Source organism: Streptomyces sp. KPB2, assembly GCF_003950055.1.
GTDB lineage: Bacteria > Actinomycetota > Actinomycetes > Streptomycetales > Streptomycetaceae > Streptomyces > Streptomyces salinarius.
Genome location: NZ_CP034353.1, coordinates 2,515,828 through 2,538,698 on the forward strand (window position 1 = coordinate 2,515,828; position 22,871 = coordinate 2,538,698).

Here is a 22,871-nt window from a genome sequence, read left to right on the forward strand (position 1 = left end):
CTCGTCACGGGCGGTTGCACGGCGGCTACTTGACCCATTCCCCCGGGGTGCCTTGAGAGGTGTGGACGGCCGGGCGGAGGCTGGCGCGGAACGCAGGACCTATCGGGCCGGGGAGCTGAGCGGCGTGCACATTGTTCTGGTGGAGACCACGTCCGTCCGCGGATTCGACATGGTCGCGGAGATGGCGGACGCGGGTGTCGAGGTCAGTTTCGTCACCGGCAATCTCGATGCCTATCGGGGAAATCCCGGATTCGAGCTGGCGTCGCGCGCCGCCCGCCTGGTGGAGGTGGCGAATCCCGCCGCCGGACGGCTCGCCGAGCGGCTGCGCGGCCGGCTCGGACCGACCAGGCCCGACGGGGTGATCTGCCGCGACGAGGTGCACCCCTTCGCCGTGGCCGAACTGGCCCGGGACCTCGGTCTGCCCCACGAGTCGGTGGCGGCGGCGCGGATCCTGGCCGACAAGTCCGCGGTCCGCGCCCGGCTCACCGAACACGGGGTGGGCTCGCTGCGCTGGCGGGTCGCGGCCACTCGGGCCGAGGGGCTGGCCGCGGTCGACGAGATCGGCCTGCCCGTGGTGGTCAAACCCACCGCGGGCGGCTGGTCGGTGGGGGTCACCGTCGCCTGGAGCCGGGAAGACGCCGCCCGCGCGCTGGCGGAGCTGCTCCGGGTGCCGGCGGGCCGCGACGGCGCTCCGCCGCGCGCCCTGGTCGAGGAGTACGCCGTGGGGCGGCACGTCAGCGCCGAACTGCTGGTGGCGGACGGGCGCACGGTGCTGCTCGGTTTCGCGGAGCGGCTCCCGGCGCCGACCGGGCAGACCGCCGAACTCGGCGGGCACTTCCCGGCCCGCCTCGACCAGGACGCGGCGGCCCGCGCCTTCGTGCTGGACGCCGTCCGCGCGCTGGGCCTGCGCCGCTCCGCCGTCCACGCCGAGTTCCTGCTCACGCCGACCGGACCCGAGTTGATCGAGTTCAACGGCCGGATCGCCGGGCACGTGGTGACCCGGCAGATGTCGTACGCGCTGGGCCGTTCGCTCACCCGGGACCTGATGGCGCTGGCCACCGGGGAGCCGGTGGAGGAGGCGGGGCCGCCCGAGTCGGTCGTCGCGCTGCACCAGTTGTACAGCCCGGTGGCGGCCGTGGTGCGCGGCGGCAAACCGGCGGACGTGCTCGGGCCCGACGTCATCGAGACCCACCTCGCCGTCGCGCCCGGGGACCGGGTACGAGCGCTGCGCACCAATCACGACCGGATCGGCTACGTACTGGCCCGGGGCGCCACGGCGCAGGACGCGGCGCGGACCGCCGCCGAGGCCGCGGGTCGACTCCTCGCCTCGCTGGAGCTGGCACCGGAGGCGGGCGCCGAGGCTCCGGGAGCGGCCGGGGACGCCGGTGTCGCGGAGGGGGTGCGGGGAGCCGCCGGTCCGGCGGCCGACCCCGTGACCGCCGCCGCACCGGCCGTCTCACCGGCCGTCTCACCGGCCGTCTCCGAGGGCTCCCCCGCGGCCGGCTTCACGGGCGGGGAACACCTGCTGGTGCTGCTGGGCGCGGACGACCCGGTCGAGGCGACGCTGACGGCCGTGGGTGCGGTGACCTCGCGGGTCAGCGTGGTGTGGACGTCGGGCCCGGAGGGCGAGGCGGAGGCGCGGGCGCTGTGGGCCCGCCACTGCGAGGGGCAGTGGCACACCGCCGACACGGGCCCCGGAATCCGGGCCGCTGCCCGCGCGGTGCACGCCGCCGAGCCGGTGCGCGGCGTCCTCACGCTCTCCGCGACGCCGTACGCCCGGCAGTTGCGGGACGGCGCCCCCGGTCCCGGCGCCCGGCCGGGCGCACCCCCGGTGCCCGGACACACGGTCGTGGTCACCGCCCACCGGGACGAGGTACGGGCGCTCACGGTGATCGACGAAAAGCCGGGCGTACGGCTCTGCCCTACGGCACTCGACGCCGGGACCCGCGCGACACTGACCGAACGCGCCGTACGCGCCGTACGGGAGGCCGGCCTCGACGGGGTGGTGCGGTGCTTCTTCCCTGCGGGGGAGGCGCCCGACGCGGGGAGTGGGGACGCGGCGGGCGAGGACGCGCCGGACGAGGCTGCGGCGGCCGAAGTCGCGCCGGACGAGGCTGCGGCGGCCGAAGTCGCGCCGGACGAGGACGCGGCGGGCGGCACGAAGACCCGCCGCACGGGGGCCGGCGGCGGGGAGGACTGCGTCACAGGGACCGGCGCCACGACGGACGACGGCACGGCAAAGGGCGGAGCACAGGCCGGCGCCACAGCGGACGACGGCACGGCGGACACCGAGACCGCAACCAGCCCCACCGCCAACCACGGCACGGCGGACGGCGACACCGGGACCGGCGCCACGGCGGACCGGGGCACTGGGGGCCGTGCCGTGGCGGACCGGGGCGTGGCGGACCGGGGCACTGGGGCCCGTGCCGTGGCAGACCGTGGCGTGGCGGACCGGGGCACTGGGGCCCCTGCCGTGGCAGACCGTGGCGTGGCGGACCGGGGCACGGGACGGGGCGCGAAGGCCGGTGGTGTGGCGGGCGGTGGGCCGGAAGGCGGCCGCGTCGGGCACGGCTCGGCCGGGCCCCTCCTGCTTCCCGGGCTCGACGAGGCCGTCATCGATCTCCACGACGCCGTGCACACCCGCGGTCTGGTCGCCGCGGTCGCCGAGGCCGCGCTCGGCCGGGTGCCGCGCGGCAGGGTCCGTGACCGGGTCGCCGCGCAGCACGCCCTGGCGCTGCCCGCCGGGCCGCTGCGGGTCGTGGAGGCGAGCACCGCCGCCGAACTGGGCGCCCGGTCCGACGTGTTCCGGGCGCGGGTCCTCACCCGCGCCGGGCACGTCACCGGGGCGGGCGGGCCCGGCACCTGGCTGCGCCACACCGTGGTGGCCGACGGGCACGACGCGGCGCGGGCCGCGGCGGACCGGCTGGCGGACTCCGTGGTCCTGCGCACCGCGCCGCACGACCGCACCCACGTGCTGCTGCTGGACCGGCTCGGCGCGGACGCCTGGACCGGCGCCGACGGTTCCTCGCCGGTGCTGCCCGCGGACCGTTTCCGGCTGTCCGTCCTGACCTCGGCTCAGGACGCCTCCGGGCCCGCCGACCTGGTCGTCCGCACCGACCTGTACGACGACTTCGCCCTCGGCCACCTCGCCCGGGCCGTGCGGGCGGCCCACCCCGTGCACCGGGTCGCCGCGCTCTCGGAGCGGCTGCTGGAGCCGGCCGCCCGGCTGCGTCGGCTGCTGGGCGTGCCGGGCGAGGGCCCGGAGGCGGTAAGTCGGTTCATCGACAAGGCGGTGATGAAGCGCCTGGCGCGACGCCACGGCATCCGCCACGCGGACGGGCTCCTCGCCCACACCGCCGAGGACGTGACCACCCTGTTCGGCCGGCACGGCCGGATCGTCGTCAAGCCGCGCGCCGCCTCCGGCTCGCAGGGCGTCGCCGTCCTGTCCACCCGGGCGGAGCTGGAACGCTGGCTGGGCGCGCACTTCGTGCCGGGCGCCTTCCTGTGCGAGGAGTTCGTGGACGCGCCGATGTGCCACATCGACGCGGTCGTGCACGACGGCGAACCGGTGTGGAACGTCTCCGCCTACGTCCGCGACACCATGGCGCTGCGACGCGGCCGGCCCCTGTCGTCGGCCACGGTCGCCGACCCGGCGGTGCGCGCGGCGGCCGGGCGGCTGCTCGCCCAGGTCGTGGACGCCTGGCGGGTGCGCTCGGGCGTCCTGCACCTGGAGGCATTCCTCACCGCGGGCGGCCTCACCTTCTGCGAAGTGGCCGCCCGGCCGGGCGGCGGCGGTGTCGTCGAGGCCTTCCTGGCCACCGACGGCGTGGACCTGCGCCACGCGAAGATCCTCGCGGACGCCGGCGAGAACCCCCTCGCCGGCCGCCGCGAACCGGTCGCCCCGTACGCCGGGTGGACGGTGCACTACTGCGGCGGCGGCCGGCTGCTGGAGTACGACGACTCGGCGGTGGCCGGTGACGCACACGCCCGCACGGTGCGGGCGCGGGTCGGGGACGCCGTCCCCGCGTCGACGTTCTCCGGCACCGGCATCAGCACCCACGTCTTCGCGCACGACACCCCAGAGGGGCTGGCGGCGCTGGTGGACCGGGCCGAGCGCGAGGTGCGGATCGTGACCGGACCGGCGGCGGGGGAGGCGGGGTCGTGATCCTCGGCATCCTCGGCAGCGCGGCGAAGGACTCGGTGTCCCGCGAGATCCTGCTGCGGGCGGGCGAGCGGCTGACGCGGGGCGGGTCCCGGTTCCGGCTGGTCGACCTGGCGGTGGAGTTCCCCGAGGCGCACCGCCTGGAGGAGTACGACGAGCCGCCGCCCGGCAGCCAGACCGCGCAACTGCGGGCGCTCGCCGCCCGGTGCGAGGCGGCGGTGCTGGCGACGCCGGTCTACCACGGCTCGTACAGCGCGCTGTTGAAGAACGCCCTGGACCACCTGACCGGTGACGCGCTGGCCGGCCGTCCGGTCGGTCTGATCGCCGCGGGCGGCGGTCCGCGCGGCGCGGGCACCGCCTGCGACCAGTTGCGCACGGTGGTGCGGGCGCTGGGCGGCTGGGCCGCTCCGACCCATGTGGCCACCACCGCGGCCGACCTGGTGTCCGGACCCGCGCTGGACTTCCTCGACGCGCGGCTGGACGCGCTCGCCGCCGAGCTCCTGTCCTTCCCGGCGCGTGCGCCGGACTCGTCCTGACCCACTCGACCGCGCCCCGTCACCACGTCCGCCGCGCCCCCCGTGTCCCCGTCCGCCGCGTCCCCCCGTGTCCCCGTCCGCCCCGTCGTCCATCTCCGCCCCGTCACCCGTCACCCCGTCGTCCCCGCGTCCGCCCTGTCCTGCTCCTTCGGCGGCTCGTCCGTCGGCCCCTTCGGTGGCCCCTTCGTGAAAGGTCCCCTCCCATGGCTTCCCCGCACCTCCTGCTCCTCGCCGGGATCGGCGGCCTCGCCCCCGACGAGGCCATCGACTCACTGTCCACCCTGACCGACACCGTCAGCGTCGTGTACGTCACCGCCTGGCGCCCCTCCGATCCCGTGCGGGCCTCCTGGGAGGAGCGCGGGCTGCGGGGCGAGTTCCTGGACGCGGCCGATCTGCCGGCCGCCGTCGAGGCCGCCGCCGCGCTGCACGGCCGGCTGCCGCTGGACGGCGTGGTCACCTACTCCGAACTGCTGCTGCGCCCGCAGGCCGAGATAGCCGCCCGGCTGGGCCTGCCGGGCAACTCGCCCGAGGCGGTGACCGTCGCCCAGTCCAAGGCGCGCCAACGCCTGCTCTTCGCCGAAAGCGGCGTCCCCTCCCCCGGGTTCGAGGTGATCACCAGCGAACGCGACCTGGCGGCGGCCGCCGCCCGGGTCGGCCTGCCCGGCGTGTTCAAGCCCTCGCTGGGTGCGGGCAGCCAGAACGTGCGGCGGGTCTCCACGTACGCCGAACTGATCCACGCGTTCACGGCGGCCCGCGCCGAGAAAACCGCCTTCCTCCAGTCCGACGAGGCGTACCTGCTGGAGGAGCGGATGGAGCTGGAGGCGGACGGCGACAGCGGTTACGCCGCCTACTGCAGCGTGGAGTCGCTGCTGGTCTCCGGGACGGCGTACCACCTCGCCGTCTCCGACCGGCTGCCGCTGGAGCACGGTTACGCCGAGGAGGGCGTGGTGCTGCCCAGCCGGCTGGCCCCCGCCACGAGGGCGGCCGTCACCGACGTCGCCGACCGGGCGATCCGGGCGATCGGACTGACCTCGGGCGCGGTGCACACCGAGATCGCGCTGACCGACGAGGGACCGAAGATCATAGAGGTCAACGCGCGGGCGGGCGGCCCGCTGCCGGTGATGTTCGAGGCGGCGGCCGGGTACGACTACGCCGCCCAGATCGGGCGCAGCGCGCTCGGGCTGGCGCCCAGCGCGCTGCCGGAGTTCGACGGCGTCGCCCTGCTCCGGTTCGTGCCGATCCCCGTCGGCGTGTGGCGGATCGCCGCGCAGACGCCCGTCGAACGGGTGCTGGAGGCGTTCCCCGAACTGGTCTACGTCGCCCCGCGCTTCTCGCCCGGCCAGCGGGTGAGCCGGCACGGCACGCTGCACCTGGTCAGCTTCCTGGTGAAGGCGCCGGACGTGGCCACCGCCCGCGCGGTGACCCGGCGGGTCGAGGAGGCCCTGGACATCCGGCTGGTGCCGGGGTTCGACGCGCCCACCGGAGCCGACCGTGAGTGAGGCGGCCGTCCCCGGGTCCGCGCCGTCCGCCGCGCCCAGGGGCGGTACCGCGCGCGGGCTGTACGCCGTCGGGCTGTTCGACGCGGTCGGGCTCGGCATGTACCTCTCGCTGTCGGTGCTCTTCCTCGACCAGGCGGCCGGCCTGACCAACCACCAGGTCGGCGTGGTGCTGGGCACCTCGGGGGTGACCTCGCTGCTGGGCGCCATGCCCATCGCGCGGGCCGCCGAACGGTTCGGGGTGCGCGCCGTGCTGGGCGTGCTGTTCGCGGTCCGGTGCGCGGCCTTCGTGGCGCTGGCCGCGGTCGCCTCCTTCGGGCAGGCGCTGCTGGCCGCCGCGGTCGCCGGGCTGCTCAGCCGCGGCATCGGCCCGCTGATCGAGTCGGGGCTGATCAGCCGGGTCCCGGACGGGCGGGCGGTCGGGGCGCTGGCGCGGCTGCGGACGCTGCGCAACGCCGGGATGGCGGCCGGGGCGCTGCCCGCGGGCGTCGCGATCGCCGCCGGGGAGGCATGGGTGTACCGGGCGGTGCTGCTGGGGTCCGCGGTGCTGTTCCTGTGCTGCGCGGTGATCTGCCGGAGCTTCCCCGCCGAGGCGGTGGCGCCCGAGCGCCGGGCCGGCGACCGGCGCGCCGGGATCCTGCGCAACCGGGCGTTCCTCGGGATCACCGCCCTGTACGGGGCGTTCACGCTGTCGGCGCTGCTGCTGGGCATCGGCCTGCCGCTCTGGATCGTGCAGCGCACCGAGGCGCCGCCGTGGAGCGTGACGGTGGTGCAGTTGCTGAACACGGTGCTGGTCGTGGCGCTCCAGGTACGGCTGAGCCGGGGGTCGGAGCGGTTGCAGCGGGCCCGGGGTCTGATGTGCCGCGGCGGTCTGCTGGCCGGGCTCGGCGCGGCGGTGGTGCCGCTGACCGTGCTGGGCGGGAGGTGGCCGGACCTGGCCGTGGTGGTCGCGGCGGCGGTGCTGCTGTCGCTGGGCGAGTTGCTGATCGTCGCCGGGTCCACGGGGGCGGCGCTGCTGCACATCCCGAAGGGCCGGCGCACCGCTCATCTCGCCGCCTTCAACATGGGGTTCGCCGCCACCACGGTGGTGGGCCCGCCGCTGATCGGCGTGGGGGTGGGCGGGAACTGGACGGCCTGGGCGGGGTGGGCGCTGTTCTTCGCCGTCCTCGGCCTGGTCGCCCTGCGGGTTCCGGCGCCGCCCGCGTCCGAGCCGGAGCCGGAACGCCGGCCGGCCGCGGCAGCGCCGGCCGGCGCATGAGACGCGCGCCCCGGTAGTGGAGGCCGGGGCGCGTCAGGCGGTCCGCGCCGCCCGGTACGGGGTCGGGGCGGCGCGGGCCGTGGGGGGCGGCTGCGGCTGCGAAGCCTTGGGCGCGGGGCCCGTGCCCGGGGCGAAGGCTCCGAGCCGCGTCGGCCGCGTTCCACCGTCGCCGGTCGGCCGGTCGGCGATGTGCGGTGAGCGGTGGACGCCCACCCGCCACCGCTCAGTCGAAGACCGGCCCCTGGGTGCGGGTGCGCTTGAGTTCGTGGAAGCCCGGTGTGGCGGCCAGGAGCAGCAGGCCGTCCCAGAGCCGGGTGGCCGCCTCGCCGCGCGGGGCGGGGCTGACGACCGGGCCGAAGAACGCCCTGCGGGTGCCGTCGGGTCCGGGCAGCGCGATCACGGGGGTACCCACCTCCTCCCCCACGTGGTCGATGCCCTCCTGGTGGGAGGCGCGCACGTCCGCGTCCCAGGTGTCCACACCGGTCTCGTCGAGGAGCTCCGGGGGCAGCCCGGCGTCCTGGAGGGCCCCCGCGAGCGCCTCCCGGGTGGGGCCGAGGCCCTGGACGTGGATACGGGTGCCGAGCGCGGTGTAGAGCCGGCCGGTGACCTCGTCGCCGTACTTGCGCTGTGCGGCGGCGACCAGGCGGACCGGCGCCCAGCCCTCGGTCAGCAGGCGCCGGTACCGCTCCGGGAGGTCCTCGCGGCCCTCGTTGAGCACCGCCAGGCTCATCAGGCGCCAGCGGATGTCCAGGGGGCGCCGCTCGGCGACCTCCAGCAGCCAGCGCGAGGTCATCCACGCCCAGGGGCATACGGGGTCGAACCAGAAGTCGACGGCGACGGGGCGGCTCGGGGGCTCGGTCGGGGTCTCAGTCACGGACACGGGTGTCGGTTCCTTCCTCGGCGAGGCGTTCGATCAGGGCGAGGGCGCCGACGCGGGCGTTCTCACGGGCGTCTTCGGCCGCCTCGGCGGCGGTCCCGGGCGGGGGCGGCGCCGCGAGCGGGGACCGCCCGCTGGGCGAGGGCGGGGCCGTGGAGGCCGCGAGCCGGGCGAAGAGGGTCGCCAGGCGGCCCTCCCCGGCGTGGGTCAGGGCGATGTCGCCCTCCCAGAGGACGGCGCGGAGACGGTCGGCGGTCAGGGCGCCGTCGCCCGCGCAGGCGTCGAGCAGACGCCGGGCGAGCCGGCGCTCCAGGGGGCCGGGCAGCCAGGCGCCGGTGGTGAGGTCCCGCGCCAGCGAGGCCGTCAGCTCGGGGATCCCGTCGGGGGCGGAATGCCCCGGCCGGCGCGGGGAGGTGGTGGGGTCGTTCATCGGGAGAGTCTTCCGCTTCCTGGTTCGAGTCCGGTGGGCCGGCAGCGCGGCTCGCTGCGGCGCGTACGGCGGCGGTGTGCCGTGCCGACGATCGGCGCGCGTGGTCGAGGTCCGGCCAAGGCGCGGCAAAGGCGCTCATCCGTCGGCGACGTCCAGGGCGAGGTGCAGGGCCGTGACGCGCATGCGGCGAGCGTGGTAGAAGCGGTGGGCGAGGTGGTTGGTGACGCCGGAGTCCAGTTCCACGCGTGTGCAGTGGGCGTCGCGGGCGCGGGCGGCGAGGTGGGCGAACAGGCGGGCCCCGACGCCGGCGGAGCGGTGGGCGGGGTCGGTGACGAGGTCGTCGACGAACAGGACGCGGCCCCGGCTGGTCGCCAGGACGCGGTGGGTGGCCACCGCCACGCAGTGGCCGTGCTCGTCGTACGCGGCGGTGAAGACCAGTCCCTGTGCGTGCGCCTCGACGGCGAACCGGTCGAACTCGGCCTCGGTGAGCGCGGGCCGCAGGGCCAGGACCAGCGGCCGTACGTGGGCGGCCATCCGCCGGTCGCCCGGCGTGACGTCCGTGGGCGGTGGGAGAGACATGAGCGGCAGCGTAGGAGCGCGGGGGCCGACGGACGGTGCGGAGTTGACACACCGCCGGGCACGGACCGCGCCCGCGGCGTCCCACGCCGACCGCGCCGCGAGCCGGGAACGGCCCCCGTCGCACTCCAAGTTGACACACCCGGGCCCCGACCTGACACACCCTGGCCCCCGTTCGCCGCCGTCCCGGCCGCCGGGGCCCGCCCGGGTGCCAGACTCCGTGAACATGCGTGCCGCCTACATCACCCAGCTCGGCTCCCCCGACCTCATACGGATCGGGGAGCTGCCGCCGCCCGCGCCGGGCCCGCACGATGTGCTGGTCGACGTCGAGGTGAGCGCCGTCAACCATGTCGACACCTTCGTGCGCTCAGGCGCCTGGCGCACCCCGGTGGAGTTCCCCTTCGTCATCGGCCGCGACCTGGTCGGGACCGTCGTCGCGGCCGGTGCCGCGGCCACCCGCTTCCGCGTCGGCGACCGGGTCTGGTCCAACAGCCTCGGCCACGACGGCCGCCAGGGCGCCGCCGCCGAGCGGGCGGTGGTCCCCGTGGACCGGCTCTACCACCTGCCCGACGGTGTCGATCCGGTCGACGCCGTGGCCCTCGCCCACCCGGCCGCGACCGCGCACCTGGCGCTGTTCACGCACGGCGGGCTCCGGGCCGGTGAGACCGTCGCGGTGCTCGGCGCCGCCGGCAACGTGGGCAGCGCCCTGGTGACGATGGCGGTCCACGCCGGTGCGCGCGTCGTCGCGGTCGCCGCCGCACGCGACGCGGAGTACGTCCGCTCCCTGGGCGCCGACACGGTCGTGGACTACCGCGCGGACGACGTCCCCGGACTGATCCGGGCCGCCGCCCCGGACGGTGTGGACGTCCATGTGGACACCTCCGGGCGCAACGACCTGGAGACGGCGGTGGAGTTGCTGGCCGGCCGGGGCCGGATCGTGGTCCTGGCCGGTCTGCGCACCCGGCCGGTGCTGCCGGTGGGCGCCCTGTACCTGAGGGACCGCTCGGTGCGCGGCTTCGCCATCTCGCACGCGGACACGGCGCACCTCGCCGACGCGGCCCGCGGCATCGGCGGTCTGCTGGCGGCGGGTCGGCTGCGGCCCCGCGCCACCGAGGTGCTGCCGCTCGCCGAGGCGGCCGAGGCGCACCGCCGGCTGGACGAGGGCAAGGTCACCGGCAAACTCGTGCTGCGCGTACGCGACTGAGAGCGCGCCACGCCCGTACGCGGCCTCACGCCCGTACGCGACTGAGAGCGCACCGCCACGCCCGTACGCGACGTCAGCCCCGTACGACGACGTCAGCCCCGTACGGCGACGCCGGGGGCGGGCTCCGCGAGGCAGGCCGTCTCGCGGAGCCCGCCCCGGCGCGCATCCCTTTCCGCCCGGACTCGATTACCCGGCATTCGCCCGCCCCGAATTCCTCCGGCACCCGGCCGGTGCCCGGCGCGACTTTCGTCGCCGGGGCCGGAATTGAACTTGACGTACCCCGAACGGCTCGATTGCAGGCTTTCCCGGCCCGTCGGCAGTATTGCCGCCATGACCGCCAACACAGAAACCATCATCGACAATTCCCCGCTCTTCGAACTCGACGCCCGCATTCGCGTCGCGGCGTCCCCGGAAAAGATCTACTCCGTCGTCAGCGACCTGGCCCGCTCCAAGGAGTGGAGCCCCGAGTGCATGGGCGGCGAGTGGATCGAGGGCGCGCCCTCGGCCGTCGGTTCGGTCTTCCGCGGCGAGAACCTGCGCAGCGAGGACGTCGTCGGCTGGGCCCCGCTGGTGCGCGGCACCTGGTACACCGAGGCCCGCGTGGTGGCCGCCGAACCCGGCCGGACCTTCCGCTGGATGATGCTCACGCACGCCCGTGAGGACCAGGAATCCGTGTGGGGCTTCGACATCGAGGACGCCGGCGACGGCACCTCCTGGCTCATCCACCACTTCCGCATGGGCAAGGCGACGGCCGGCATCCACAAGATCGTCGCGGACCTCGACGAGGACGGCCGCAAGCGGTTCGTCGTGGACTGGACCGCCAAGCTCGCCCAGGACCTCGACGACACGCTGGCCCGGATCAAGGCCGTCATCGAGGCCGACTGACCCGCGTTCCGGGCCCCGCCCGGCACGGTCCGCCCGCACCGGCGTGAAGTTGAGCAATTCGCACTCCCCTCAGGATTCCACAGCCATGGACGAGAGATCGGTTACATGTTTCTCCAGCGAATAGGAAGCAAGGGAATTCGACTCGGCACGCTTTTCGACCGGGCCGCCGCCAGGCATCCGGCGAATCTCGTGATCCTCGACCACGACCTCGACATCGCCCCGCAGCTCGGACGGCGCGCGACGCTGACCGAACTGGCCGACCTGGTGGACGACTTCGCCTCCCGCCTGTGGTCGGTCGGCGCACGGCCCGGCGACCACGTGGTGGTGCACAAGAGCGACGGCTTCGACATCTCCCTCCTCGCCTGTGCCGTCGCCCGCACCGGCGCCATCCCGGTGCTGCTGTCCCCGCAGTTGGACGGCGCCACCGTCGCCGAGCTGATCCGCCGGGTCGGCCGCCCGTTCCTGGTCACCGACCGGGACAAGCTCGACCACCACCTGCCCGCCGAGGTCTTCGACCTCTCCCGCGAGGTGCTCCTCGCCTCCGGCGAGCACGAGGGAGCCGTCTCGTTCGCCTCGCTGGCCGGTGTCGAGCGGGTGCCGGCGGTGCCGATGCCCATCGACCACCCCACGCTCATCACCCACACCTCCGGCACCACCGGCACGCCGAAGCTGGCCGTGCACACCGGCATGAGCTTCCAGGCCCGCTACCGCCCGCAGGCCACCGTCGTGAAGAGCGCGGTGCGCCGCAGCGAACCCGTCGCGGTGCACGTGTCGTTCGTGCACTCGCGGATGTTCACGGCGATGCCCATCGCGATCCTCCAGGGCCACCCGCTGATCGTGCTGCGGGACGACGATCCGGCGACCGTCGGTGACCTCTTCGCGCAGGTGCCGCCCGGGTTCATCGAGGCCCACCCCAACAGCTTCCTGCGCTGGGAGGTGCTGGCCGACGATCCGCGCGGGCCGCTGGCCAACGTGAAGTACTTCTCCAGCACCTTCGACGCCATCCACCCGCGCACGGTGAACACCCTGCTGAAGGGGTCCCGCCGCAAGGGCCGGCGGTTCGCGCAGGCGTACGGCCAGAGCGAGGTCGGCCCGATCGCCGCGCGCACCTACTCCCTGAAGGACGGCACCGACTTCAACGGCCGCTGCGTGGGTGTGCCGTTCCCCGGCATGACCGGGGTGCGGGTGGTCAGCCGCAACGGCGCGCCGGTCTCCAAGGAGAATCCCGGTTTCATCGAGGTCCGCAGCGACGGGCGGATCGTCACCTACCTCGGGGAGCACGGACGCTGGCAGAAGCAGGTCAACGACGGCTGGTGGCGCATGGGCGACCTGGGCTTCCGGACCCGGTTCGGCTGCCTGCACCTGCTGGACCGCGAGGTGGACGAGATCCCCGGGGTGCAGTCCACCCTGGAGATCGAGGACAAGCTGTTCACCCGGCTGCCGGAGCTGGTCGAGGTCATCGTCATCCCCGGCCCGGACGGCCGCGCGGTGCCGGTGGTGTGCACGCAGGACGACGCGCCACTGGACGAACTGGCCTGGAAGTCCGCGGTCGTGGACCTGCCGGCGCTCGGCGCGCCCGTGCAGTGGCGGCTGGAGGACCTCCCGCAGACCGCCACCACCAAGATCAAGCGCCTGGAGCTGGCGCGTCTGATCACGGACGCCCCGGCCGGCTGACCCGCACCGCCGCGCCCGTTCCCGCCCCCTTCCCGCCCCGGGACCGGCGGCCGCCCCCTTACCCGGCCGCCGGTCCCCCCGCCCAGAAACGGATTCCACCCAGATGAACAGCACCCTCGAGGTCTGCATCATCGGTGCCGGCCCCCGCGGGCTGTCGGTGCTTGAGCGGCTGCTGGCCAACGAGCGCCGCTCCCCCGCCCACAGCAAGGTCACGGTCCACGTCGTCGACCCCTCGGCGCCTGGCGCGGGCACCGTGTGGCGCGCGGAGCAGTCGCAGCACCTGCTGATGAACACCGTGGCCTCGCAGATCACCGTCTTCACCGACGACAGCGCGGGCATCGACGGCCCCATCGAGCCGGGTCCGAGCCTCTACGAGTGGGCGCAGACGCTGGCGCTGCTGGGCGATCCCACGCGGCACGACGCCACCACCCTGGCCGAGGCCGGGCGGCTGGGCCCCGACTCCTACCCGACGCGCGCCTTCTACGGCCGCTACCTGAAGGACTGCTTCGAGCGCATCACCGGGTCCGCGCCCGCCCACGTCGAGGTGCTGGTGCACCGTTCGCGCGCGGTCGCGGCGGCCGACACCCACGGCGTGCCGGGCGGCCCGCAGGGCATCCGCCTGGAGAACGGCACCCGGCTCAACGACCTGGACGCCATCATCATGGCGCAGGGCCACGTACCCGCCCGGCTGTCGGCGCGCGAGGCCCGCACCGCGAGCCTGGCCCGCATCCACCACCTGACCTACGTCACCCCGGCCAACCCCGCCGACCTGGACCTCAGCGGCATCGAACCGGGCCAGAACGTGCTGCTGCGCGGTCTGGGCCTCAACTTCTTCGACCACATGGCCCTGTTCACGCTGGGCCGCGGCGGCCGGTTCGAGCGCCGTGCCGAGGGCGGGCTGGTGTACCGGCGCTCGGGCAGCGAGCCGAAGCTGTTCGCGTTCTCCCGCCGCGGCGTCCCCTACCACGCGCGAGGCGAGAACGAGAAGGGCGCCACCGGGCGGTACTTCCCGCGGCTGCTCACCCCCGAGTACATCGCCACGCTCCGCGAGCGCGCGGTCGCCGGCGCTCCGGTGAACTTCGGCACCGACCTGTGGCCGCTGATCTCCCGCGAGGTGCAGAGCGTCTACTACCGGGCGCTGCTGGCCGCGCGCGGCGAGCGGGAGCGCGGCGAGAAACTGGCCGAGCGGTACCTGGCGGCGGGCGCCGACACGGCGGCCGTGCTGGACTCGTTCGGCATCGCGGCCGACGAGCGCTGGGACTGGGAGCGGCTGTCGCGGCCCTACGGCGACCGCGTCTTCGCCGACCGCGCCGACTTCACCGGCTGGCTGCTGGACTACCTGCGCAAGGACGTCGCCGAGTCCCGGCGGGGCAATGTCAGCGGCCCGCTAAAGGCGGCCCTGGACGTGCTGCGCGACCTGCGCAACGAGATCCGGCTCGCGGTCGACCACGGCGGCCTGGAGGGCGGTTCGCACCGCGACGACCTGGAGGGCTGGTACACGCCGCTCAACGCGTTCCTGTCGATCGGACCGCCGGCCTCCCGGATCGAGGAGATGATCGCGCTGATCGAGGCCGGCGTGCTGACGGTGACGGGTCCGGGCACCCAGGTGCGTATCGACACCACGGCCCAGTTGTTCATCGCGCACTCGGCGTCGGTGCCGGGCGAACCGGTGGCGGCCTCCGCGCTGGTGGAGGCCCGGCTGCCGGAGCCGGACCTGCGGCGCACCGACGACCCGCTGCTGCGGCACCTGCTCGACACCGACCAGGCCGCGCCGTTCCGGATCGCGGGCGCGGGCGGCGGTGACTACGAGACCGGCGGTCTGGCGGTCACCGAGCGCCCCTACCGGCTCCTCGACGGCCGGGGGCGGGCCCACCCGCGGCGCTTCGCCTACGGGGTGCCGACGGAGTCGGTGCACTGGGTGACCGCGGCCGGCATCCGCCCCGGGGTGGACTCGGTGACCCTGGGCGACTCCGACGCCATTGCCCGCACGGTGCTGGAGCTGCCGCCGGTGGCCCGGGTGCCCGACGGGGTACGGCCGGTGGACGCGGACACCGGCCTGCCCGACGGGGTGATCGTGTGAGCCCCTCGCCGTCCTGGGCCGACGACGGGCTGCTGTCGCCGGTGCGGGCCGGGTCGCCGGTCGAGGCGGCCACCGGCGACCGGGCCTGGCTCCAGGCCATGCTGGACGCGGAGGCGGCGCTGGCCCGGGCCCAGGCGTCGCTGGGGAGAGTGCCGAAGGAGGCGGCCGAGGCCATCACCCGGGCCGCCGACGCCGATCGCCTCGACGCACGTGCCCTGGCGCTGGCCGCCCGGGAGACCGCCAACCCGGTGGTGGGCCTGGTGAAGGCGTTCACGGCGGTGGTGGCCGAGGCGGACCCGTCGGCGGCGGAGTACGTGCACCAGGGCTCCACCAGCCAGGACGTCTTCGACACCGGCGCCATGCTGGTGGCCCGCCGGGCCCTCGCGCTGGTGCGGGCGGACCTCGCGCGCACGGCCGGGGCGCTGGCGGCGCTGGCCGGGCGGCACCGGGGCACCCTCGCGGTGGCCCGGACCCTGGCCCTGCACGCGGTCCCGACGACGTTCGGGCTGCGGGCGGCGGGCTGGCGGGCACTGGTCCTGGACGCCGACGCCCGGCTGGCCCGGATCCAGGAGGGCGGGCTCCCCGTCTCCCTGGGCGGGGCGGCCGGCACCCTGGCCGGTTATCTGGAGTACGCGGCGGACGGACCGCAGCCCGCCCCGGACGGGTACGCCGCGGAGCTGGCCGAGGCGTTCGCCGCCGAGACGGGGCTCGCCGTGCCGGTGCTGCCCTGGCACGCGCTGCGCACCCCGGTCGCCGATCTGGCGTCCGCGCTCGCCTTCACGGCGGGCGCGCTCGGCAAGTTCGCGGTCGACGTGCAGTCGCTGGCGCGTACCGAGATCGGGGAGGTCGCGGAGCCGGGCGGTCCGGGGCGCGGCGGTTCCTCGGCGATGCCGCACAAGCGCAATCCGGTGCTGGCGACCATGGTGCGTGCCGCGGCGCTCCAGGTGCCGGCGCTCGCCGCGGCGCTGACCGGGTGCCTGGTCTCCGAGGACGAACGGTCCGCGGGGGCGTGGCACGCCGAGTGGCAGTTGCTGCGGGAGTGCCTGCGGCTGTCCGGCGGCGCGGCCCGCACCGCGGCCGAACTCGCCGAGGGCCTGCAGGTCCGTACCGGGCGCGTGCGCGCCAATCTCGACCTGACGTCCAGTCAGGTCGTCTCGGAGCGGGTGGCCGCGCGGCTCGCCCCGGTGCTCGGCAGAGCCCGCGCCCGCACTCTGCTGACGGAGGCCGCGCGGGAGGCCGGGGAGACGGGCCGCCCGCTGGCCGAGGTGCTGGGCGAGATGCCCGGACTGCCGCCCGAGGTGGCGGGCGCACTGCCCGCGCTGTGCGACCCGGCCGGGTACACCGGCGCCGCGACCGCCCTGGTGGACCGTGCCCTGCGGTCCTGACCCCCCGCCCCCCCGCAAGCCGTCGCCCGGACCCGCCGGGCCACGGCTCGACGCCCCGGAAAGCCGAGGAGAAGATGACCCGCGCAGGTGCCGCCCGAGGGCGGTGGATCGAGAACTGGGATCCCGAGCACGAGCAGCGGTGGGAGCGCGGTGGACGCCGCGTCGCCCGGCGCAACCTCGTGCTGTCGATGGCCGCCGAGCACATCGGTATCTCGGTGTGGAGCATGTGGTCGGTCCTGGTGCTGTTCATGTCGCCGAGGATCGGGCTGGACTTCGCACCGGACGAGAAGTTCCTCATGGTGGTGGTGCCCACGCTGTCGGGCGCGCTGCTGCGGCTGCCCTACAGCCGGGCGGTGACCCGCTTCGGGGGCCGCAACTGGACCGTGTTCGCCTCGCTGGTGCTGCTGGTGCCGACCGGGCTGACGACGTACTTCGTGCAGCGGCCCGGCACCCCGCTGTGGGTGTTCCTGGTGATCGGCGCGCTGGCCGGGGCGGGCGGCGGCAACTTCGCCTCCTCGATGAGGAACATCACCGCCTTCTACCCGCAGCGCCACCAGGGTTGGGCGCTCGGCCTGAACGCGGGCGGCGGCAACCTGGGCGTGGCCGCGGTGCAGTTGCTCGGTCTGCTGGTGATCTCGGCGTTCGGCGACACCCACCCCGCCTACGTGGCCGCCTGCTACCTGCCGTTGATCGCGCTGGTGTCGGTGCTGGCCGCGCTGCGGATGGACAACGTGGCCGTGATCCGCACCGAGCCGGGCGCGCAGCGCGAGGCCGCCGCCAATCCCCACACCTGGTGGATCTCGCTGCTGTACATCGGCACCTTCGGCTCCTTCATCGGCTTCGGGTTCGCCTTCGGCCTGGTGCTGCAGAACCAGTTCGGCTCGTCGCCCCTGGAGGCGGCCTCGTTCACCTTCCTCGGGCCGCTGCTCGGCTCGGTGGCACGTCCGCTGGGCGGCCGGGTCGCCGACCGGTGGGGCGGGGCGCGGGTGACGCTGTGGGCGTTCGCCGGGATGGCGGGCGGGATCGGGGTGCTGCTGGTCGCCACCCGCAGCGATTCCTTCGCGCTGTTCGTGGCCGGTTTCACCGCGCTGTTCGTGATGAGCGGGGTCGGCAACGGCTCGACGTACAAGATGATTCCCGCGGTGTTCGCCCGGCAGGCGGAGGAGGCCGTCACCTCCGGGCGGGACGCCGCCGCGGCCTTCGCCCGCTCGCGCCGGCTGTCGGGGGCGGTCATCGGCATCGCGGGGGCGGTGGGCGCGCTCGGCGGCGTCGCCATCAACCTGGCGTTCCGCTCCTCGTACGGCGAACTGGGCACCGGGGAGCCCGCGTTCTACGCCTTCCTCGGCTTCTACGGGCTCTGCGCGGTGCTGATCCGCGTGGTGTACCTGCGCGGCGCGGGCGCGGCCGGTGCCCTGCCGGGCTCGGCCCGAGTGCGGTCCTCCCATGTCCGGTGAGGCGGGCGGGCGCGGCCCGCGAATCCCGGCGGACGTGCCGGAGACGACGACGCACTGCCCGTACTGCGCGCTCCAGTGCTCCACCGAGCTGTCCGGCGGACCGGGCCGGGTGGGGGTGCGTCCCTCGCCGGACTTCCCCGTCAACCGGGGCGGTCTGTGCCAGAAGGGGTGGACCGCGCCCGCCCTGCTCGACACCCCGGGGCGGCTGCTGACCCCGCTGGTGCGCGGCGCCGACGGCGTGCTCGCGCCGGCCTCCTGGGACGCCGCGCTCGACCTGGTCGCCGGGCGGCTGCGCCGGACCCGGGAGCGGTACGGCGCCGACGCGGTCGCGGTGTTCGGCGGCGGCGGGCTGACCAACGAGAAGGCGTACACGCTGGGCAAGTTCGCGCGGGTCGCGCTGGGCACCAGCCGGATCGACTACAACGGCCGGTTCTGCATGTCCTCCGCCGCCGCCGCGACGGTCGCGGCCTTCGGCCTGGACCGGGGGCTGCCGTTCCCGGTGACCGACCTGGACGACTCCGACGTGGTGCTGCTGGCCGGCGCCAACCCGGCGGAGACCATGCCGCCGCTGATGCGCCACCTGGAGCGGGCGGACCTCGTCGTCGTCGATCCGCGCCGCACCCGGACCGCCGAGCGTGCCGCGCTGCACCTCCAGCCGGTCCCCGGCTCCGACCTCGCCCTCGCCCTCGGCCTGCTCCACCTGGCGGTCACCGAGGGGCTGGTGGACAAGGAGTACGTGGCCGCCCGCACCACCGGTTTCGAGGCGGCCTGGGAAAGCTGCGCCGCCTGGTGGCCGGAGCGCGTCGAGGCGGTCACCGGGGTGCCGGTGGCGGATATGCGCCGAGCGGTGCGGATGCTCGCCGGGGCCCGCCGCGCCCACGTCCTGACCGGGCGGGGCGCGGAACAGCACAGCAAGGGCTCCGACACCGTCGCCGCCTTCATCGGCCTGGCGCTGGCGCTCGGTCTGCCGGGCCGGGCGGGCAGCGGCTTCGGCACCCTGACCGGGCAGGGCAACGGTCAGGGCGGCCGGGAGATGGGCCAGAAGGCCGACCAGCTCCCCGGCTACCGTTCGCTGACCGACCCCGCGGACCGCGCGCACGTGGCGTCCGTGTGGGGCGTCGACCCGGACGCGTTGCCGGGACCCGGGCCCAGCGCCTACGAACTCCTGGACTCCCTCGGCACCCCCGAGGGACCGCGCGCGCTGCTGGTGTTCGGCTCGAACCCGGTGGTCTCCGCACCCCGGGCCGCCCATGTCACCGAGCGTCTGTCCGCGTTGGACCTGCTGGTGGTGGCCGACTTCGTGCCGTCCGAGACGGCGGCGCTTGCGGACGTGGTGCTGCCGGTGGCGCAGTGGGCCGAGGAGGAGGGCACGCTCACCGGTCTCGAGGGCCGGGTGCTGCGCCGGCGCGCCCACCTGAGTCCGCCGCCGGGGGTCCGCACCGACCTGGAGCTGCTGCACGCCCTCGCGGTCCGGCTCGGCCAGCCCCCCGAGCGCTTCCCGGTGCGGCCCCGGGAGGTCTTCGACGAGCTGCGCCGGGCCTCGGCGGGCGCCCCGGCGGACTACTCCGGGATCAGCTACGCGCGGCTCGACGCCGGGGAGGCGCTGCACTGGCCGTGCCCGGCCGTGCCCGGCGGCGACCATCCGGGCACGCCCAGGGCGTTCCTGGACCGGTTCGCCCATCCGGACGGCCGGGCCCGGTTCGCGGCCGTCGAGCACCGGCCGCCCGCCCGCGAGCCCGACGCCGGGTTCCCGCTGTACGGGACGACCGGCCGGGTGCTCGCCCAGTACCAGTCGGGCGCGCAGACCCGCCGGGTGCCGGAGCTGGCCGAGGCGGCGCCGGAGGCGTTCGTCGAGGTCCACCCCGACACCGCCCGGCGCCTGGGCCTGTCCGACGGGGCGCTCGCCGAGGTGGAGTCGGTGCACGGGAGCACCCGGGCCCGGGTCCGGGTGACCCGCACCGCGCGCGAGGACACGGTGTTCGTGCCGTTCCACTATCCGGGCGCGGCCCGCGCCAACCTGTTCACCGGGGACGCGCTCGACCCGCGCAGCCGCATGCCGGAGTTCAAGGTGTCCGCGGTGCGCGTGACGCCGGTGGGTGAGCGGTCGTGAGCGGGGTCCTGATCGTGGGCGGCGGCCCGGCCGCGCACCGCCTGGCCGAGCGCCTGGTCCGCCACGGCCACGGCGGCGGGATCACCGTGGTGGGCGCCGAACCGCGTGCCCCGTACCACCGGGCGCTGCTGGGCTCGGTGCTGGACGGTTCGCTGGAGAGCGAACGGCTCGCGCTGCCGGCGCTGCCGGGGCCGGTGCGGCTGCTGACCGGGGTGCGGGTGACCGGCGTCGACCGGGCGCTGCGCACGGTGCGCACCGCGGACGGCCGCGAACTACCCTACGGCACCCTCGTCCTGGCCACCGGCGCCCGGGCCCGGGTGCCCGCCGTGCCGGGGCTCACCGACCGGCACGGCCGGCTCGCGGAGGGGGTGCGCCTCCTGCGCGCGGCGGCCGACTGCCGTCCGCTGTCCGAGGGGCCGGTCGTGGTCGTCGGCGGCGGTACGCGCGGGGTGGAGGCGGCGCTGGCGCTGCGCCGGGCCGGGCACGAGGTGGTGCTTGCGCACCCCGCGGCACACCCGATGGACCGGCACCTGGACGCGGCCGGCGGCGCCGTCGTGGCGCAGTGGCTGGCCGAGCGGGGGGTCACCCTGCGGCTGGGCCGGCGGGCCGCCGAGTACGCGCCCGGCAAGGTCGTCCTGGACGACGGCGAGGTCCTGGCGGCGGGCACCGTGCTGGTGTGCGCCGGCACCGAGCCGGAGACGCGGCTGGCGCGGGCCGCCGGGCTGCCGGTGGGCGAGGGGGTCCTCGTGGACGCCCGGCTGCGGACCGCCGACCCGCACGTCCACGCCATCGGCGACTGCGCCGAACAGGACGGCACGCCCGGCGCGACCGTGCTCGGGGCCTGGGAGCAGGCGGACACGCTGGCCCGGATCCTCACGGGCGAGGACACCGTCCACCGGGCCGGACGGCACGCGCTGCGCCCGCGCCTGCCCGGCAGGGACCTCGTCGTGCTGCCGCCCGGCCGGGACGGCGCGGAGGGCGACAGGACCGTGACGCTGCGGGACCCGGCGCGGGGCCGGTACGCCCGGCTGGTGCTGCGCGAGGGCCGGATCCGCCACGGCGTGGTCGCCGGCTCGGCGCGGGCGGTCGCCGCGGTAACCCTGCTGCACGCCCGGGACGCCCCCGTCCCGGCCGACCTGCTGGCCCTGCTGACCGGCGCCGACGGCACCTACACGGGCGGCGGGGAACCGCCGGAGGACACCGTGGTCTGCCACTGCAACAACGTCACCAGGAAGACACTGAAGGACGCCTGGCACGGCGGCGCCCGGGACGCGGCGGCACTGGCCGCGGCCACGCGCGCGACGACGGGGTGCGGCAGTTGCGGCCCCGTCGTGCGGGAGCTGTGCGCGGCGCTCGGCCGGCCGGCCGACCCGGCCGAGGGAGGGACACGGTGAGGACACGCACGTTGGTGGTGGCCGGTTACGGCATGGCGGCGGCCCGGCTGGTCGAGGAGATGCTGGCCGGGGACCCGGAGGGGCGCTGGCGGCTGGTCGTGGTCGGCGAGGAACCCCGGGCCGCCTACGACCGGGTGGCACTCTCCTCGCTGCTCGGCGGTGCCACGCCCGAGGACCTGGCTCTGGCCGGGCCGGAGGTGACGGCCGACCCGCGCCTCGAGCTGCGGCCCGGCACCACGGTCACCGGTGTGAACCGGGCGGCGCGGACCGTGACCTGCGACGACGGCACGGTGATCGGCTACGACGCGCTGGTGTTCGCCACCGGTTCGCGGCCGTTCGTACCGCCGGTGGACGGCCACGACCTGCCGGGGTGCTTCGTCTACCGGACGGTGGAGGACGTCGACGCGATCCGCGCGGCGGCCGTGCCGGGGCGGCCCGCGGTCGTGGTCGGCGGCGGGCTGCTCGGCCTGGAGGCCGCCGGCGGCCTGCGGTCGCTCGGGATGCGGCCCCGCGTGGTGGAACTGGCGCCGTGGCTGATGGCCCAGCAGATCGACGAGGGCGGTGGCCGGTTCCTGGCCGAGGCGGTCGGCCGGCTCGGTGTGCGGGTGCACTGCTCGTCCCGGCTCGGCGCGGTCGGCGCGGGACCGGACGGCCGGGTGGACCGGGTCGAGCTGGCCGACGGCACGGCCCTGGAGGCCGCCCTCGTCGTCTTCGCCGCCGGGGTCCGGCCGCGCGACGAACTGGCCGGGCCGGCTGGTCTGGCACGCGGCGAGCGGGGCGGCTTCCTCGTCGACTCGTGGTGCCGCACGGCGGACGAGCGGGTGTACGCCGTCGGTGAGTGCGCGGCCGTCGAGGGCCGCTGCCACGGGCTGGCGGCTCCCGGTTTCCGGATGGCCGAGACCGTGGCCGGGCAGTTGCTCGGCACCGCGGCCGGCCCGTTTCCGGGCGCGGACGCCTCCGCCGAACTCAAGCTGCTGGGCGTGCGGATGGCCGGTTTCGGCGACGCCCACGCCCGCGAGCCGGGAGCGGTGGAGTACGTCCACGAGGACCGGCGGGCCGGGGTCTACGCCAAGGTGGTGCTGGCCGCGGACGGCCGGACACTGCTCGGCGGGGTCCTGGCCGGCGACACCAGCGCCTACCCGACGCTGCGGTCCCTGACCGGCCGCGAACTGCCCGCCTCTCCCGAGGAGCTGCTGACACCGCGGAGTTGAGTGGACGGCCTGCGGCCGGACGGTTCGTCGCCTGTGCGGGCGTGGCCGTCCGGCCGCGGCCGGTTGAGCGGGGCCCGGCAACCCGTCCCTGTCGTGCCGGACCCCGCTGCTGTCGTGCACCGGCGTACGAGCCCTCGTT

Annotated in this window: 16 protein-coding genes; 13 read left to right on the forward strand and 3 right to left on the reverse strand. The window is 75.9% G+C overall.

The window, feature by feature from the left end; genetic code table 11:
• Positions 1 to 124 precede the first annotated feature (124 nt).
• The 4 genes from D1J63_RS10800 to D1J63_RS10815 all read left to right on the forward strand — a co-directional run bounded on the left by D1J63_RS10800 (position 125) and on the right by D1J63_RS10815 (position 7,452).
• A complete protein-coding gene (locus D1J63_RS10800; RefSeq protein WP_164712790.1) occupies positions 125 to 4,165 on the forward strand; it encodes an ATP-grasp domain-containing protein in 4,041 nt (1,346 codons plus the stop codon).
• Positions 4,162 to 4,698 (forward strand): NADPH-dependent FMN reductase, encoded by a 537-nt coding sequence (locus D1J63_RS10805; protein WP_125628723.1) that lies wholly within the window; start codon positions 4,162 to 4,164, stop codon positions 4,696 to 4,698. The genes D1J63_RS10800 and D1J63_RS10805 overlap by 4 nt, the downstream gene beginning before the upstream one ends.
• 203 nt (positions 4,699 to 4,901) lie before the next feature.
• The gene (locus tag D1J63_RS10810; RefSeq protein ID WP_125628724.1) at positions 4,902 to 6,197 is read left to right on the forward strand and encodes an ATP-grasp domain-containing protein; all 1,296 of its coding nucleotides are present in this window, start codon (positions 4,902 to 4,904) and stop codon (positions 6,195 to 6,197) included.
• Positions 6,190 to 7,452 carry an MFS transporter gene (locus tag D1J63_RS10815; RefSeq protein WP_125628725.1) on the forward strand — a complete coding sequence of 421 codons (1,263 nt, stop codon included), beginning with the start codon at positions 6,190 to 6,192 and terminating at the stop codon, positions 7,450 to 7,452. Before D1J63_RS10810 ends, D1J63_RS10815 begins: the two co-directional genes overlap by 8 nt.
• A 223-nt stretch (positions 7,453 to 7,675) precedes the next feature.
• Here the strand turns inward: D1J63_RS10815 and D1J63_RS10820 are convergent, their stop codons facing one another.
• From D1J63_RS10820 to D1J63_RS10830, 3 genes are all read right to left on the reverse strand, one after another.
• A complete protein-coding gene (locus D1J63_RS10820; protein WP_277601460.1) occupies positions 7,676 to 8,332 on the reverse strand; it encodes a disulfide bond formation protein DsbA in 657 nt (218 codons plus the stop codon).
• Positions 8,319 to 8,759, reverse strand: coding sequence for a hypothetical protein (locus D1J63_RS10825; protein WP_125628726.1), 441 nt, complete (start codon positions 8,757 to 8,759; stop codon positions 8,319 to 8,321). Before D1J63_RS10825 ends, D1J63_RS10820 begins: the two co-directional genes overlap by 14 nt.
• A 135-nt stretch (positions 8,760 to 8,894) precedes the next feature.
• The gene (locus D1J63_RS10830; RefSeq protein ID WP_125628727.1) at positions 8,895 to 9,338 is read right to left on the reverse strand and encodes a GNAT family N-acetyltransferase; all 444 of its coding nucleotides are present in this window, start codon (positions 9,336 to 9,338) and stop codon (positions 8,895 to 8,897) included.
• A 223-nt stretch (positions 9,339 to 9,561) separates the two neighbouring features.
• Between D1J63_RS10830 and D1J63_RS10835 the strand changes: the two genes are divergently transcribed.
• The 9 genes from D1J63_RS10835 to D1J63_RS10875 all read left to right on the forward strand — a co-directional run bounded on the left by D1J63_RS10835 (position 9,562) and on the right by D1J63_RS10875 (position 22,732).
• Entirely contained in the window at positions 9,562 to 10,539 is a 978-nt protein-coding gene (locus tag D1J63_RS10835) for an NADPH:quinone reductase (RefSeq protein WP_125628728.1), read from the forward strand.
• Between the two features lie 330 nt (positions 10,540 to 10,869).
• Positions 10,870 to 11,424 (forward strand): SRPBCC family protein, encoded by a 555-nt coding sequence (locus D1J63_RS10840; RefSeq protein WP_125628729.1) that lies wholly within the window; start codon positions 10,870 to 10,872, stop codon positions 11,422 to 11,424.
• A gap of 105 nt (positions 11,425 to 11,529) precedes the next feature.
• Complete coding sequence (locus D1J63_RS10845) at positions 11,530 to 13,098, forward strand: class I adenylate-forming enzyme family protein (protein ID WP_125628730.1); 1,569 nt, start codon at positions 11,530 to 11,532, stop codon at positions 13,096 to 13,098.
• 103 nt (positions 13,099 to 13,201) lie between these two features.
• The gene (locus D1J63_RS10850) at positions 13,202 to 15,178 is read left to right on the forward strand and encodes an FAD/NAD(P)-binding protein (RefSeq protein ID WP_125628731.1); all 1,977 of its coding nucleotides are present in this window, start codon (positions 13,202 to 13,204) and stop codon (positions 15,176 to 15,178) included.
• Entirely contained in the window at positions 15,175 to 16,563 is a 1,389-nt protein-coding gene (gene pcaB / locus D1J63_RS10855) for a 3-carboxy-cis,cis-muconate cycloisomerase (RefSeq protein WP_125628732.1), read from the forward strand. The genes D1J63_RS10850 and pcaB overlap by 4 nt, the downstream gene beginning before the upstream one ends.
• A gap of 74 nt (positions 16,564 to 16,637) precedes the next feature.
• Complete coding sequence (locus D1J63_RS10860; protein WP_125628733.1) at positions 16,638 to 18,017, forward strand: nitrate/nitrite transporter; 1,380 nt, start codon at positions 16,638 to 16,640, stop codon at positions 18,015 to 18,017.
• The gene (locus D1J63_RS10865; protein WP_125628734.1) at positions 18,007 to 20,127 is read left to right on the forward strand and encodes a molybdopterin oxidoreductase family protein; all 2,121 of its coding nucleotides are present in this window, start codon (positions 18,007 to 18,009) and stop codon (positions 20,125 to 20,127) included. The genes D1J63_RS10860 and D1J63_RS10865 overlap by 11 nt, the downstream gene beginning before the upstream one ends.
• On the forward strand, positions 20,124 to 21,521 hold the full coding sequence (locus tag D1J63_RS10870) for an FAD-dependent oxidoreductase (protein ID WP_241235545.1): 1,398 nt from the start codon (positions 20,124 to 20,126) through the stop codon (positions 21,519 to 21,521). The genes D1J63_RS10865 and D1J63_RS10870 overlap by 4 nt, the downstream gene beginning before the upstream one ends.
• Complete coding sequence (locus D1J63_RS10875) at positions 21,518 to 22,732, forward strand: FAD-dependent oxidoreductase (protein WP_241235546.1); 1,215 nt, start codon at positions 21,518 to 21,520, stop codon at positions 22,730 to 22,732. The genes D1J63_RS10870 and D1J63_RS10875 overlap by 4 nt, the downstream gene beginning before the upstream one ends.
• Positions 22,733 to 22,871: the final 139 nt, after the last annotated feature.

What these genes read in the sequence shown, in the direction of transcription:
- D1J63_RS10810 (WP_125628724.1), top strand. Translation starts at nt 4,902, where the DNA reads ATGGCTTCCCCGCACCTCCTGCTCCTCGCCGGGATCGGCGGCCTCGCC.
- D1J63_RS10825 (WP_125628726.1), bottom strand. Translation starts at nt 8,759, where the DNA reads ATGAACGACCCCACCACCTCCCCGCGCCGGCCGGGGCATTCCGCCCCC.
- D1J63_RS10830 (WP_125628727.1), bottom strand. Translation starts at nt 9,338, where the DNA reads ATGTCTCTCCCACCGCCCACGGACGTCACGCCGGGCGACCGGCGGATG.
- D1J63_RS10835 (WP_125628728.1), top strand. Translation starts at nt 9,562, where the DNA reads ATGCGTGCCGCCTACATCACCCAGCTCGGCTCCCCCGACCTCATACGG.
- D1J63_RS10840 (WP_125628729.1), top strand. Translation starts at nt 10,870, where the DNA reads ATGACCGCCAACACAGAAACCATCATCGACAATTCCCCGCTCTTCGAA.
- D1J63_RS10845 (WP_125628730.1), top strand. Translation starts at nt 11,530, where the DNA reads ATGTTTCTCCAGCGAATAGGAAGCAAGGGAATTCGACTCGGCACGCTT.
- D1J63_RS10850 (WP_125628731.1), top strand. Translation starts at nt 13,202, where the DNA reads ATGAACAGCACCCTCGAGGTCTGCATCATCGGTGCCGGCCCCCGCGGG.
- D1J63_RS10860 (WP_125628733.1), top strand. Translation starts at nt 16,638, where the DNA reads ATGACCCGCGCAGGTGCCGCCCGAGGGCGGTGGATCGAGAACTGGGAT.
- D1J63_RS10865 (WP_125628734.1), top strand. Translation starts at nt 18,007, where the DNA reads ATGTCCGGTGAGGCGGGCGGGCGCGGCCCGCGAATCCCGGCGGACGTG.